Below are 13,939 nucleotides of genomic sequence, written 5' to 3' on the forward strand. Positions count from 1 at the left end.
CTGACTATTGTTTAACGCTCTTTCTATTTAATTTCTATTTTTTCTTAATCCCAAATTGAGGGTCAATCTTAATCAATTTCACCATAATGAAACTTGGAATGGTACAAATAATTACCCAAATAAAGAAATGTTGATAACCTATCATTTCCTGAATCCATCCAGAAACCATTCCTGGCACCATCATTCCAAATGCCATAAATGCTGTACAAAATGCAAAGTGAGCAGTTTTGTGTTTTCCTTCAGACACATAAATTTGATACAACATGTAAGCAGTGAATCCAAATCCGTAACCAAACTGTTCTACTGCAACCGAAGCACAAACCAGAACAAATGATTCAGGCAATGCATAAGACAGGTACACATATACTAAATTTGGAAGGTTAATGGCAATTACCATTGGCCACAACCAATATTTCAAGCCTTTTCTCGAAGCTGCATATCCTCCAAGAATTCCTCCTATGGTTAAGAATAAAACGCCAATGGTTCCATATACAATACCAACATCACTGGTTGATAATCCTAAACCTCCAACTTCTCTTCCATCTAATAAGAAAGGTGAAGCCATTTTTACCAATTGTGATTCACCCAATCGATAGGTTAACAATACTCCCAAAATCACCCAAATGTCTTTTTTCACAAAGAAACCAACTATCGTTTCTCCAAACTCTTGCATCACATCAGAAAAGCTTTTCACATCTTTATCTTCATCTTCCTTTGGATATGGTAATGCAAATTTGTGATAGAATGTGAACAATAGAAACAAGACTGCCAAAATCACAAAAATCATGGACCATGCCATGGGAATATCTTCTCCCTTTCCGAATAGATCTGTTGTTTCAAAAATCCCGGCAAGGAAAACCAATGCACCTTGTCCAACAATCATAGCCAATCGATAAAAAGTACTTCGTATACCTATAAAATAAGCTTGTTGACTATCATCGATCCCATACATGTAAAAACCATCAGCAGCAATATCGTGAGTAGCTGAACTAAATGCCAACAACCAGAAAAATGCCAGTGTAGATTGAAAAAACAATGATGTTGGAACGGTAAAGGCTACTCCAGCCAATCCTGCTCCAATAAACAATTGCATGGTCACAATCCACCAACGCTTGCTTTTCAGAATATCAACCAATGGACTCCAAAATGGTTTGATTACCCATGGCAAATACAACCATGATGTGTACAAAGCAATATCGGTATTCGAAATTCCCAATCGTTTGTACATGATTACAGCAACTGTCATCACTACTACATATGGAAGTCCCTCAGCAAAATACAAGGATGGAATCCATGCCCAAGGCGAGCGAGTTTTTGATTTTGTTTTAGACATTATTTATAATTTTTCAATCTGACTAATAACTTTCAATTTTATATTCTCCCCTTTTAGGGGAGATCCCGACAGGGAGAGGGGTGCTTTTAATATCTCATCCTCCTTCACCCTTTAGCCTGTCGACAGTTTCCCTAAAAGGGAAACATTCATCTAGAAACCTAGATTCAAATTTTGATCCTATCTCTTAGAAAGGGCGCCAATATGTTTCTTTTACCTCACCCTAAATCCCTCTCCTAAAGACGAGGGACTTTTGATGTTTAGTTTTGGTGCTCTCACTTCAAGTAAGGGTATCAATATTTTTTTATTGAGATTTTCACTTAGAGTGAGAATCTCAAATAAGCAATTAATATCTTTTCTCTAATTCGGCCCCTCTAAAATAGTGAAGCAAAATTTCATCGTGTTTATATCCTTTTGCACCCATTACAGCAGCACCAATCTGACAAAGTCCTACGCCATGTCCCCAGCCTGCACCAATCAATACAAATTTGGAAGGCACTTCATTTACTACATCTAGCTTGTCTACCACAAATTCTGAGCTGTAAAGGTGAGATTCAGAAAGCACTTTGCGAATTTCCAACTCTTTTCCGATTGTTAATGAGCGTTTGCTACCAACAATTTTCAGGGTGATTAATCTACCTGATTCTCCACGTTCGCCTGGAATCAAATCTAAAATCTGACCAAATTCTTTTCCTGTTTTTCTTTCAATCAATTCAGCAATTTCCTCTTGAGTATATTCTACTTTCCAGCGATAGAAATCCATGGTTTCCTGATCGTAATCATTCAGTACCTGAGATAAAATTTCCTTATCGGTAGTATTACAGAATGCTTCTGGTGAAGTACGAATAAATTTATCTGCAGCTTCCTCCTTGGTCAAATCCATATCATATCCTTTTGGAGCTTGAGGATTATCGATTACAGCCTGTAGGTATTTGTGGTTTTCAGGTTCCCAAACATTCTCAAAGGTTTCTGCTACACCTCCACAACATTTTGAGAATCGTGCATCACAAATTTTTCCTTCACTGGTCAATACAAGACCGCGCGTTTCATTAATTGCATCCACCACCAATGGAGTCGATTGCTTTGTCATTCCCTGGTAACGCTGACAATGGTCGTCCGCACAAACATCAAAGTTTACATGGTCTTCTCTGTCATACCAACGAACAAAAGAGTCTTCTGTTTCTACAATACTCTGATATTGAGTGTCCGAATTCTGTAACTCTTCTCCCTTTATAACCTGAGCCATTAGCCATGAACGGGAAATAACCGCATGCGCCTTTAACAGCTCAAAACTACTGGTCGCACTCATCTCTGAAGAAATCACACTTACCAAATAATCCTCAAGTGATAACACATTGATTGCAGTTAGTTTTTCATCCTCACAAATAAAATGCAAACTTCCTTTGAATCTCTGATCTTCCTTACGCTCCCAGTGAAATTTAATTCCGATGGTAACTCCAAACAAATCAAAGTTACTTGCATCATACTCTTTAGGATTGAAAATTAATTCTTCCTCAATGATTCCATCGAAAGAGATTTTGCCATCAATATATTTTGCCTGTTGTTTTCCAGTGTATTCTTTTCCATTTTGCTGTAGTACGTAGGCTCCATTCAATTGAAAGGAAATTTCCTTTTCGTACATGATTCCAACTCGTAATTGTGGTTCCATAATGTTTAGGTGTTAAACTTGCTACTCTCACTCTAAGTAAGGGTACCAATATGTTCTTATAACCTCACCCTAAGTTCCTCTCCTCGGGGAGAGGAACTTTTGAGGCATCTTTGTTTTTAGTTCAATTTTTTCTCGTATCTCCAAAATATTCTTTCTACAACAGCACCGGTATGATGCGAATAGAAATCAATTGGTCCAACCCAAGGAATGATTGCTGTTTTATACCCTAAGTTTTTCAAATCTTCCAAACAATGATACAATAATACTCTTCCCATTCCTTTTCCTCTTAAATCGGGATGTGTACCCATTGGACCAAACCAAGGCAAGCCTTTATTATTTGCTGAATGCGCCGAAAAAGCACGAATTTTACCATCTAGTTTTGCGATATGAATACCGATTGGTTCAGTTTTGTAAGCCATTTCCAATTCATATTGCCACAACTTCCACTCTTCTTCAACAAATTCCATTAGCTCTTGCTTGTCTTCTGGTGTAGCCCGACAAACTTCAATTTTATCCGCCTTTAGAGCTTCTATCTTTTGGGGATCATTCCAATCTCTATTATCCAGATCTACCAAAAGATTTGAGGTATCCATGAATCTATGGAATCCCATTCGAATGGCGAAACAAAGAGCTGGCGTATATTTTGGATCGATACCCGGCATCAAATAATTCATTGGCACATCGCCTAAACGCATTACATCTACTTTTCTCTGTTTCAGTTCAGATTCCAATAACTCATACATCGATCTTGCAATTCGATTTCTTCTGTATGCATTATCTACAGCCATCATTTTCACATAGCCATAGTTCACTCCTCGAATATCCATTCGACAGGTTCCCATAAGGAATCCAACAATTTTATCCTGATCGCATGCAATCCAAACTAATTCTTGCTCATAAAATGGATCCTCGTAGATTTTCTCCTTTAGTAAATCCTCACTAATCACATCCAGATGATAGCTTTCCTGACACAATGGTAATACCTGTTCAAAATCGGAATCCTGATATTGGCGAATGGTGTAGTTCATAGTTTTCTTTAATACCTCACCCTAAATCCTTCTCCTAAAGGCAAGGAATTTTGGGCATCGTTGTTTTATAAATTTGATGCTCTCACTTTAAATGAGGGTATCAATATATTTTTACTGAGAGTCTCACTTGGAGTGAGACCCTTAGATTATTAACTCTGACTATGCTTTTATTTTTTCGCAAAGCAATGAGAAAACATCCTCATCAACACAAACCTGGTTGAAAATATCTTCTATATCCTCAGCTGTAATTTTCTCGAAGTCCTCTCTTCTTGGAGTAATAAACACACCTCCAAAATCAACGGATGCAGGACTAATCAATATCTGATCATCCCCTTCTGCAAAATATTGAGTTGGGCGATGTAATTTTCTTGGGAACAAATGCATGATGTATTTCCCATCAACATATGAACAAATCACATTCAACATTGGCTCTTTTTCTTCTGCTTGCATTGCTGCAAATGCATTGTAAAATTTACTTACAACAGCTATCAATTCTTCAGCATTAGTAGTCTCAACACTAATCATCTTTCTTAAATAATGATTGAATGCACGAACTTCAATCTCTTCTGATTTCACAAGCAAATCAGCATTGTCTTTTAATGCAAAATACTCTTCTTCAACTGGCATAAAATTTTTGTTTCCTCCCTGGAAATGCATGTGATCTGGTGCCGAAGCTCCACATTTAGGCCCGTTGTAGAATAGTGTATACCCTTGCATATCCTTCACCAAAGACAACATTCCTTCCAAATTATCCATGAAGGATTGATCTACATGGTCAACTTTTGGAATGGTAAAATGCTGAGGAATAATTGGGAATGGATTCACCAAAACAACATATTCTTTGCCTTGAGCAATTCCTCCCTGTTCTGCAGGTAATTTATCCAAGCACAAGAAACAAGCACGATTTTCAATACTCTTCTTATCTACCTTAGCAGCAGAAGAACGAATTCTTTCCGGATTAAATTGAACTTTCATTTTAAACCCATCAAAACCAAATTCTTTCTCCTCTACTTTTTCCAATCCTTTAAAATTCCCGTTGGCAAGAGGCCAATCTCTAACTTGTTGATTTAAAAAATTACTTAATATTTCAACCGACGATTTCTCTTTCAGTAGATCTTCAATCTTATCTATGCTGTGTACATCCATTTCTCTGAACAAACTATTATTTATTGTACTCTGGCAACCATTATTCCTGATTGCAATTTGCTTTCTTTTAATATATCGGCTAATGGAATATCTGAAATCACAACTTCTTTTGCCAAGCTGGATGCATGCATTAAGTGCAATCTATCATTTACATGAATCGCAATGCCAACATGCGAAATATCCAAGCCTTTTATTTTTGTAGTTATGGCAATTAAATCTCCATTATGAATCTTATCCTCCACATTCTGAACATTATCTTCTGGGATATAGAACAAATCTCGCCCATTGATTGCATTTTCCGTATTTTGAATCGATACAATCAATGAAGAGTCTGCTTTTAGTGCCGGATACGAATCAACATGATTACTCATGAAATTGATTTCTTTCTTGTATTCTACTCCACCAATTTCTGAAGTAACATTCTTCACAATTCCTTTCTGCTCGTTCTCATAAATCCAATCAGAAAAGTAGTGTAATCGGGAGGTGTAATCCTTAATTTCTCCTTTTCGATAACGCAGTTCTTTTAGCTTTTTCAGGAAATCATTTTCAGAAAATTTATTTTGCTTCGAAATTGATGAAAGCACAACTACATTTTCAAGATAAGTGGTACAATCCAATTCTCTTAAGTTTACCACCAACTTCTCTCCCCCTTCAGCTTCAAGAGTTCCGCCAACATAAGGAGTTTGCAAAAACAACTTTCCTAGCTCCAGAATTCTATCTGCATTTTCGAGCTGAGAAAAGGAATTTTCTCTTGCCAAATCCTTGATCAAATTAAAAATCGACTGATCAAGAGTATCTGTAAACTGAACTACTTTACTGTCTTCATTTTGCTGAACAGCTTTCCCTTTGCAGGCCACAAGGGCAAACAAAAGGATTAATAATTGCAAACTCAATAATTTCATAAGTCTAACTTTTGCGGATAAATATTCCGTAAATTCAATCTGCTTATAAGGAACCAGGAGAATACTCCCCCGATTCCCAGCCAAGCATACATTTTTTTATTTCGCCAATAGTTTTCTTGCTTTTAGCTCAATTGTACGAACTCTATCTTTGTAGGTATTGTGTGCGTTCATTTTCTCGATATCCAATGATGCATCTGAATTATCTTCCCAACGACGACATAGGTAAATCGGATTATAAATTCTACCAATTTGATAGTTACGAGAGATTGCCAAACCAAGTGCATAATCTTCACCATAATTCACATTCGGGATTGGATTTTTACGAAGAACCGGAGTGTAGAAAGCACGTGGTGCGCCTAAACCGTTAATACGAAGTGCATTGTTTCTACCATTCTCAGGTGTCCATTCTCTGTGATCAATAATTCCTGGAGGAATTTCTTCCAATTTGAAATTCACCATTTGGTAGGTTCCAACAACCATTGCACAATTTTCTCTGTAAAATGCATCCACAACCTGCTGTACTGTTGTTTCATCAGCATACAAATCATCACTATCTAACTGAATGGCAAACTTACCACAAGCTTCATGATTTACCGCTTCATTCCAACATCCTCCAATTCCCAGGTCTTTTCTCTCCGGAATAATATGAATCAATCTCTCATCTTGCTCTGCATATTTTGCAATGATTTCGGTAGTTCCGTCTGTCGAGTAATTATCAACGATAATCAAGTTGAAATCAACATTTGCCTTTTGAGAAAGAACTGATTTGATTGCATCTTCAATTGTTTTTACACGATCGCGAACCGGAATTACAACAGAAGCTTCTACTTTAAAGTCTCCTTCATCAAAAGCTACATCCTTAAATTTAGGCTCTAAGTAAGCACCAATTCTCTTCAAATGCTCAGTACATGCTTCTTCCATCTCAACTTGTACAGCACGGTTTTTAGGATCAACATAGTCGAAAATCTTTTCTCCTGATTTTCTGGTATCCATCTCTTCCTCTGTGTACAACACTTCTGGAATTCTCATGAATTCAGAACGAGCAGCAACAGCCAAACGCAATGCATACAAACCTGCATGTTCATATTTAGCATCCACATCTTCTACTGCATACTTAAACATTTTGGCATCATAAAAAAGAACTGAACCAAAGTTGAAATCATCTCTCAAGCTACCTTCCTGATAATCGATAACGGGTAGATTTTCTACTTTACCTTCTTTAATTGCACGATGATTTGAATACACCAAACCGCTATTGGTATCAGTTGCTACTTGATAAAAACGCTCAATAGCCAATTGTCCCAATGTCAATGCACTGGTTTTAGTATAAAGCAAAATATATTCTGAATCTGATTTCTCAGCAATTAGCTGAATGGTTTTTCCATTTGTCAAGGCATCACAATTCAAAACTTCCGCACCTTCAACTTCTTCAGCATTGTTTCCAACAATGAAAATATTAGATACCAATTCTGATTTTCTTAACTCACTTACAGTAATTGTTGTTTCTTCTTTTGTTCCAAAAGGCAGAAAACATGTAATTTTTGCGCTCATTCTTTTATAATTAGGCTTTTGTTATTTTCTTATTTATTAAAAAATCGAAAAATCTTCTTCATCAAATCATTACGATCTTCCTTTGTTTTAAGTGTTTCAAAAGGGAAACCCAAAATGATTGACTGATAGTCTCCATCGTAAACAACACCAGCACTTTTGGTATTGTTAGTGTATCGTAGAAACACTTTTGCATTCTTACTCAAAGGCTCTATGGCATCCGGAGCTTCTACTTTGTATATCTGTTCATTCAATCCTGTTTCGAATTGATAATTTCCTGTAAAATTTGCTTTTACTTCATTAGGATGGGATATGGCACCAGATTTACTTGCATAATTGGTTCTGAACAAGAAATGCAGTTCCTTTTCCGTAAAATCTTTGATCAATGTATCGCCACATTCTACAACATCCGTCCCCAGGTATGCTCCCGAAAGAATCAGTTTTGCATCTTTTGATTGAATGTATTTTCTGATTGCCTTCACCATATCTGGAGTATAAATCGTAAAGTCTCTGTTCTCCTTCCCGTATAATCTTTTGGTGGTTTTCTCTTCGCCAAAAATGAGATCCAACGCCTTGTAATCTGAAGCTTCCCAGTTTCCATTTTCAAAAGACTCATCACTCATGGATACAAAGCCATATCCGGCAGATTTAATAGCTTCGCCATGTACATAAGGGTAATCAAAACTATTTCCGGCAATGATCTTTTCTTCCTGATCAGCATAACTTGAACCATGTCCCGAAGCATCATCATCTAACCATGGAGATTTTCTATCGAAATCGTACTGATCACCTACATAAGCAATGTTTCTTTTATATGCTACTCCTTCATCCATAGCACTGTTGAAGCCAGCATATTTACCATCATCAAACCCTTGTGGCGAAGCGATTCTGTCGAAACCATTTACAATCAAAACAGGCTTTTCACCATTTTTAGATTTGCGATAAGATAAAATCTCGGATGGAAAACTTTCACCACCCTCGTTCAAAGCTGTTATCTTAAAACTGTAGATATTTTCTGAACCTAAATTTTTAAGTAACAATTCCTCTTTTTCAACCAATACACCATTGTCAAATCCACCATCATTCAATCTGGTGTAAACCTTATATTTTTTTGCCACTGCACTTTCTTCCAATGGATCGACAACAGCTTTCCAGCTCAGTCTGATTCCATTTTCGTTTTCATCAATTCTAAAATGATCAACAGGCAAAGGTTGTACTACATATTCTTTTCCTTCCTGCGAAGCCAAAAATCTCAACACTCCCTTATAATATGCACGGCTAATGTGAAATTTAAATTTCGGATCCATTCCCTGGTACATATCAGCAAAGTTGTGGTGCGAAAGCATTTCCGACAACATGGTAGGAACCTTAGGTCGATAAGCTTCTGAGTATTGCTTGTTCCACATTCCTCTTCTTGTCCATTTTGGCTCGAACAATTTTCTGATGTCTTCTACCACCTGGGTCTGCACAATGTCTGTTAAATCTCTACTAGCCCATTTCGACTGTCCATTTACAAACTTATCCGTATTATCACGGGTAGTATTATAAATTGCTAAAGTTCCAACAATGGAATCATTCGGTGTAAACCCAGCATCAGTATGAAAACCCAAAGCCATATCAACAGGAATTCCAAGACCTTTTGCATTTACATGCTTCGTTGGTCCATTAGGTGCACCAATTAAATAATCTACCCATTCACCACGGCTCATATAATCATCCTTATAATCGGTCTTCCCACTTTCTCGTTTCTGAAACTTTGCTGCATCCTTTCCTCTGTTGCTATAATCTGCCTTATAATTTTTGTTGATACTATAAACTATTGAATCTGGCATACCAGCATATTGTAGATAATAACGGGCAGCTTCGTGATATCTAGGACGATTACTTGTATACCTTTGCCACTTGGCTGAATCTATTGCAAAGCCAAGTTCGTTTCTTTCCTGAACCAATTCATTCAATTCATCTGCCTTACCTCTGGCAATATTTCCCATTCCTCCCCCAAAACGAACAGCATCAGCAGAAACCCAATTTCCTTCTTCCTTACTTTCATTGGTAAGTACCACTTTACCGCTTTCCGGATTTTTTCCCTGATCAAACAAGAAAGTCCCTAGGTAAATCCAGGTATTTCCTCCCATACTCTGATTTACAAGAAAATCTGTTTTGCCTCCGGCATGATAAACTGAATAATGAGCATCACTCACATTATCATCATCAACTGAATAGGAAACGTAAACAGCATATTCTCCTTTTTCAGGAATATATGGAGTGTACTCCACTCTTGCAGTCTCATGTGAAACGGCCTCCACCTGCACACTACTTCCCATTTCGAATGGATTTTCACCCTCAACATAAAACGGATACTTGTTGTTAAAACCAGGTTGAGAATTGGTTTCCCAATTTCCGGATTCTTTATAATCCGACAGAATCGAGCCCCAGTCAGCATCCACAATTACTTCATGGGTTTGAACATCACGTTCTCTTGGAAACAAAACGTTTGCACCAGCATTTTCCAACATAGGTGCTATATAAGGAACCACAAATTCCATGGTCCACATATCTTCAACGGTAGTATACACTCTGGCTCTTTGCCATTCCCAACGATCTAAAGTGTTTTCGTAATACCATCCATGTGAATGCCATAAGGCAATGTGTTTGTTCTCTAATCCATTTGAATAGATATCATTACCAAGCTTTCTAACCAAAGGCATCATATGATCACTTTCAACAGACAAACGATCTTTTGCCAAGGGAAATAATTCATCTCTGTAGTAATTAGGAACCAATTCCTCTATTTCCATTCCTATACTTTCGATACGAACATCGTATTTCTTGAACTTACGACCAAGAATTTCCTTTAACTCATCATGATATTGCTTTACCGTATTGGGTCTGAAAGGAATATAGGAAAAAGTAGAATTCACATATACTGTAATTTCTTTTTTACCAGAATTCACGTGTAAACTGTCCAGCTTAAAACGATATACAAACTCATCCGAAGTCTGCTTTAAAAATTCTAAGGCAGCCTTCTCAGCTTTCTTATTCAAACGATCGGATTTCTCAGCCGCCTGAACCGAAAAACCAATCAGTAAAAAAGTAAATAGTATAAGGATATTCGACTTTGTAAGTCTGTTTGATATAGAACTCATATTCCTAAAATTCAATGCAATATTATCAATCTATGTATGATTGGGCAGAATTTCGCCTGCCCAATAAAATGTAATGATAAATCTAAACAATAAACCTGACAAAAGCTTCGATTGCTTCATATTCTGCCAAGCCTAATTTATTAAACAAATTGGCCGTTGCTCGGTTTCTGGCTTCCGATCTTTGCCAAAACAATCTTGAATCGTTACCCATATATGGAGCACTTTCCATCTGCGATTGATGACGCAAAATTGCATTTCGCTTGTGTTGCAATTCTTCTGGACTAATCGGCACTGCCATTTGAATTTCATCCAAATCCCACTCTTGCCAAGCTCCTCGATATAGCCATACATAGCAATTCTCCATCCACTCTTCATCTTTTACAATCTGAAGTGCCTGGTAAATTCCTTCCCAACAAACTCTGTGAGTTCCATGTGGATCAGACCAATCTCCTGCCGCAAAAATCTGATGTGGCTTAACCTTTCTCAGCAAATTCACAATAATTCGAACATCTTCTTTTCCCAATGGATTTTTCTTCACCTTACCTGTTTCATAAAAAGGCATGTCAAGGAAGTGAAGATTTTTAGAACGAAGACCAACAAAACGACAAGCAGCTTTTGCTTCACCCCTGCGAATCAAAGATTTCATTCTGCGAACTTCTACAGTATCCATCTCGCCCGGAGATTTATTCTCCAATAAAAACTTGCGAATATCTTCAATCACACTTGGCAAATTGCCTTCATTGGTATCATGCGTTTGTGCAAAACTTTTCACAAATGATAAGTATCGAATTGCCTCATCATCAGCTACCGCAATATTACCCGATGTTTGATAAGCAACATGCACTTCATGACTTTGATCAACCAATCTCTTCAGGGTTCCCCCCATTGAAATTACATCGTCATCAGGATGCGGACTAAACACCAATACTTTCTTTTGTCCTGGTTCAGCTCTTTCCGGACGATTCGAGTCGTCAGCATTTGGCTTACCTCCAGGCCAGCCAGTAATTGTATGTTGTAAATCGTTAAAAACTTTAATATTTACTTCATAAGCCGATCCATACCAAGCAAGAAGTTCACTTAATCCATTATCATTATAATCTCTATTGGTCAACTTTAAAACTGGTTTTTCCAATTTATTACAAAGCCAAACCACAGCTTTACGAATCCAATAACGATCCCATTCTACACTCCCTACCAACCATGGCTGTTTCACTCTTGTTAGTTCATTAGCTGCAGGCACATCTAGCACAAATTGCACATCATTATGACGTTGCAAATAACTAGCAGGAACAGAATCACTCTGGCCTTCCTCTAATGCTTTTTTTACAATAGGAGCTTTACCTTCTCCCCAAGCCATCAGAATCACACGCTTTGCTTTAAATATGGTACCAACTCCCATAGTAATTGCAGCTTTAGGCACCTTATTTAATCCGTTAAAATCTTTTGCAGCATCACGTCTGGTTAAAGCATCAAGCATAATTAAACGAGTCTTGGAATCCAATTGTGAACCTGGCTCATTAAAACCAATATGTCCTGTTCTTCCAATCCCTAATATTTGCATATCAAGTCCTCCAAAAGCATCAATCTTTGCTTCGTATTCAGAACAGTAATTAAAAATTCCTTCTTTGCTCACTTCCCCATCAGGAACATTGATTTGATCCCGAGGGATATCTATATGATTGAAAAGAACATCATCCATATAATAATTATAGCTCTGTGCGCTCTTATTATTCATTGGATAATATTCATCAAGATTAAATGTAATTACATTTTTAAACGACAAACCTTCCTCTTTGTGCATACGCACCAATTCAGCATATACTCCTAATGGTGTTGCTCCAGTAGCTAAACCAAGAACACAAGAATCATTATTCTCTGCCTTTGCCTTAATTAAATTTGCGATTTCATGAGCTACCCATTTTGCACCCTTTTCCGCCGTAGCAAAAATATCAGCAGGCATTTTCTCATATCTTGTTTTTACCGTTTTATCGAACTCATCCGATGGCTGGTAATACAACTTAGCTTCATCCAGCTCTCCTCTAAATTGTAGTATTTGATTTTCCATATTGCTAACTCCTGATTTAAATTACTTTCGCATCAAAAATAGAACAGAAATTCAAAAAATCCAAAATTGGTATTACATGTTATATAATACTTTTTCAATGGAATTTATTTTTCTATATTTGTATCATGAAAATGAAGTTCCTTTTAATACAGGGTTTTCATAGTAATCAATTCCTGAAAAGGATTACAAAAGCTGTCTCAAACTCTTCATTAATTTGTAATTTTATTTTTCTGCAACACTCATCATACATGTTATAAAAATAAAAACGGATATGATTTTAATTGCCGAAAGCGGATCAACAAAAACAGACTGGGTTCTTTTAAAAGAGGACAAAATTCAAAAGCAACAACAGACTTTGGGAATAAATCCTTTTCACCAAGACATCAGTTCGATTATTGATAATATCAAATCACTTGAAAATTTTCATTCAGTTGAGCAAATCTTTTTTTATGGTGCTGGTTGTGCGACTGACGAAACAAAACAAAAGGTGAAAGATGCATTGTTGGAAGTATTTCCTTCTGCATCTTGCGAAATTCATAGCGATGTACTTGCCGCTGCAAGATCGGTATGTGGAAGAGAAAAAGGAATTGCGTGCATTATAGGTACAGGATCAAATTCATGCTTATATGATGGTAAGGACATCACTCACAATGTTCGTCCTTTAGGATATATTTTGGGAGATGAAGGAAGTGGTGCAGTGCTGGGGAAAAGACTTATTGCAGACATATTAAAAGGTGTTGCTCCTGAAGACATTACTACTTATTTTTATAAAAAACATGACCTGGAATATGCTTATATCATTAATAAGGTTTACAGAGAAGAAGCACCAAGTCGATTTTTGGCACAGTTCACAGTTTTCCTTTCGGAAAATATTGAGCATCCATATGTATCAAACCTGCTTCAAGAAGAGTTCACTAAATTCTTTGAACGAAACATCAAACAATACGATGGACATTCAAGCCTTCCAATTCATTTTATTGGTAGCATCGCATACTATTTTAAGAAGGAATTAATTAAAGTAGCTGAAAAATTAAACTTACAGACTGGAAAAATCATCAAAAGTCCGCTTGAAGGCTTGATTGAATTCCATATTGCAGAATAAAAT

Annotated in this window: 9 protein-coding genes; 1 reads left to right on the forward strand and 8 read right to left on the reverse strand. The window is 36.9% G+C overall.

Annotation, left to right across the window (positions count from 1 at the left end; genetic code table 11):
- Positions 1-34 precede the first annotated feature (34 nt).
- From ACKPCA_RS13455 to nagB, 8 genes are all read right to left on the reverse strand, one after another.
- A complete protein-coding gene (locus tag ACKPCA_RS13455) occupies positions 35-1,333 on the reverse strand; it encodes an MFS transporter (RefSeq protein WP_321279532.1) in 1,299 nt (432 codons plus the stop codon).
- A 343-nt stretch (positions 1,334-1,676) separates the two neighbouring features.
- Positions 1,677-2,999, reverse strand: coding sequence for a SpoIID/LytB domain-containing protein (locus tag ACKPCA_RS13460; RefSeq protein WP_321279533.1), 1,323 nt, complete (start codon positions 2,997-2,999; stop codon positions 1,677-1,679).
- 116 nt (positions 3,000-3,115) lie between these two features.
- Complete coding sequence (locus ACKPCA_RS13465; protein WP_321279534.1) at positions 3,116-4,027, reverse strand: GNAT family N-acetyltransferase; 912 nt, start codon at positions 4,025-4,027, stop codon at positions 3,116-3,118.
- 159 nt (positions 4,028-4,186) lie between these two features.
- Positions 4,187-5,173: a DUF4922 domain-containing protein gene (locus tag ACKPCA_RS13470; RefSeq protein ID WP_321279535.1), complete on the reverse strand. Its 987-nt coding sequence runs from the start codon at positions 5,171-5,173 to the stop codon at positions 4,187-4,189.
- A 20-nt stretch (positions 5,174-5,193) separates the two neighbouring features.
- Positions 5,194-6,075 carry an N-acetylmuramoyl-L-alanine amidase-like domain-containing protein gene (locus ACKPCA_RS13475; protein ID WP_321279536.1) on the reverse strand — a complete coding sequence of 294 codons (882 nt, stop codon included), beginning with the start codon at positions 6,073-6,075 and terminating at the stop codon, positions 5,194-5,196.
- Between the two features lie 96 nt (positions 6,076-6,171).
- Positions 6,172-7,626, reverse strand: a complete 1,455-nt coding sequence (locus ACKPCA_RS13480) for a glycosyltransferase family 2 protein (protein ID WP_054721022.1) — start codon at positions 7,624-7,626, stop codon at positions 6,172-6,174.
- 29 nt (positions 7,627-7,655) lie between these two features.
- Positions 7,656-10,769, reverse strand: coding sequence for a golvesin C-terminal-like domain-containing protein (locus tag ACKPCA_RS13485; protein ID WP_321279537.1), 3,114 nt, complete (start codon positions 10,767-10,769; stop codon positions 7,656-7,658).
- Between the two features lie 82 nt (positions 10,770-10,851).
- On the reverse strand, positions 10,852-12,834 hold the full coding sequence (nagB, locus tag ACKPCA_RS13490) for a glucosamine-6-phosphate deaminase (RefSeq protein ID WP_321279538.1): 1,983 nt from the start codon (positions 12,832-12,834) through the stop codon (positions 10,852-10,854).
- 271 nt (positions 12,835-13,105) lie between these two features.
- Between nagB and ACKPCA_RS13495 the strand changes: the two genes are divergently transcribed.
- Positions 13,106-13,936, forward strand: coding sequence for an ATPase (locus ACKPCA_RS13495; protein ID WP_321279539.1), 831 nt, complete (start codon positions 13,106-13,108; stop codon positions 13,934-13,936).
- The last annotated feature ends 3 nt before the right edge of the window (positions 13,937-13,939 follow it).

It is taken from the genome of Marinifilum fragile (genome assembly GCF_963677365.1).
GTDB lineage: Bacteria > Bacteroidota > Bacteroidia > Bacteroidales > Marinifilaceae > Marinifilum > Marinifilum fragile.

What these genes read in the sequence shown, in the direction of transcription:
- ACKPCA_RS13455 (WP_321279532.1), bottom strand. Translation starts at nt 1,333, where the DNA reads ATGTCTAAAACAAAATCAAAAACTCGCTCGCCTTGGGCATGGATTCCA.
- ACKPCA_RS13460 (WP_321279533.1), bottom strand. Translation starts at nt 2,999, where the DNA reads ATGGAACCACAATTACGAGTTGGAATCATGTACGAAAAGGAAATTTCC.
- ACKPCA_RS13465 (WP_321279534.1), bottom strand. Translation starts at nt 4,027, where the DNA reads ATGAACTACACCATTCGCCAATATCAGGATTCCGATTTTGAACAGGTA.
- ACKPCA_RS13470 (WP_321279535.1), bottom strand. Translation starts at nt 5,173, where the DNA reads ATGGATGTACACAGCATAGATAAGATTGAAGATCTACTGAAAGAGAAA.
- ACKPCA_RS13475 (WP_321279536.1), bottom strand. Translation starts at nt 6,075, where the DNA reads ATGAAATTATTGAGTTTGCAATTATTAATCCTTTTGTTTGCCCTTGTG.
- ACKPCA_RS13480 (WP_054721022.1), bottom strand. Translation starts at nt 7,626, where the DNA reads ATGAGCGCAAAAATTACATGTTTTCTGCCTTTTGGAACAAAAGAAGAA.
- ACKPCA_RS13485 (WP_321279537.1), bottom strand. Translation starts at nt 10,769, where the DNA reads ATGAGTTCTATATCAAACAGACTTACAAAGTCGAATATCCTTATACTA.
- nagB (WP_321279538.1), bottom strand. Translation starts at nt 12,834, where the DNA reads ATGGAAAATCAAATACTACAATTTAGAGGAGAGCTGGATGAAGCTAAG.
- ACKPCA_RS13495 (WP_321279539.1), top strand. Translation starts at nt 13,106, where the DNA reads ATGATTTTAATTGCCGAAAGCGGATCAACAAAAACAGACTGGGTTCTT.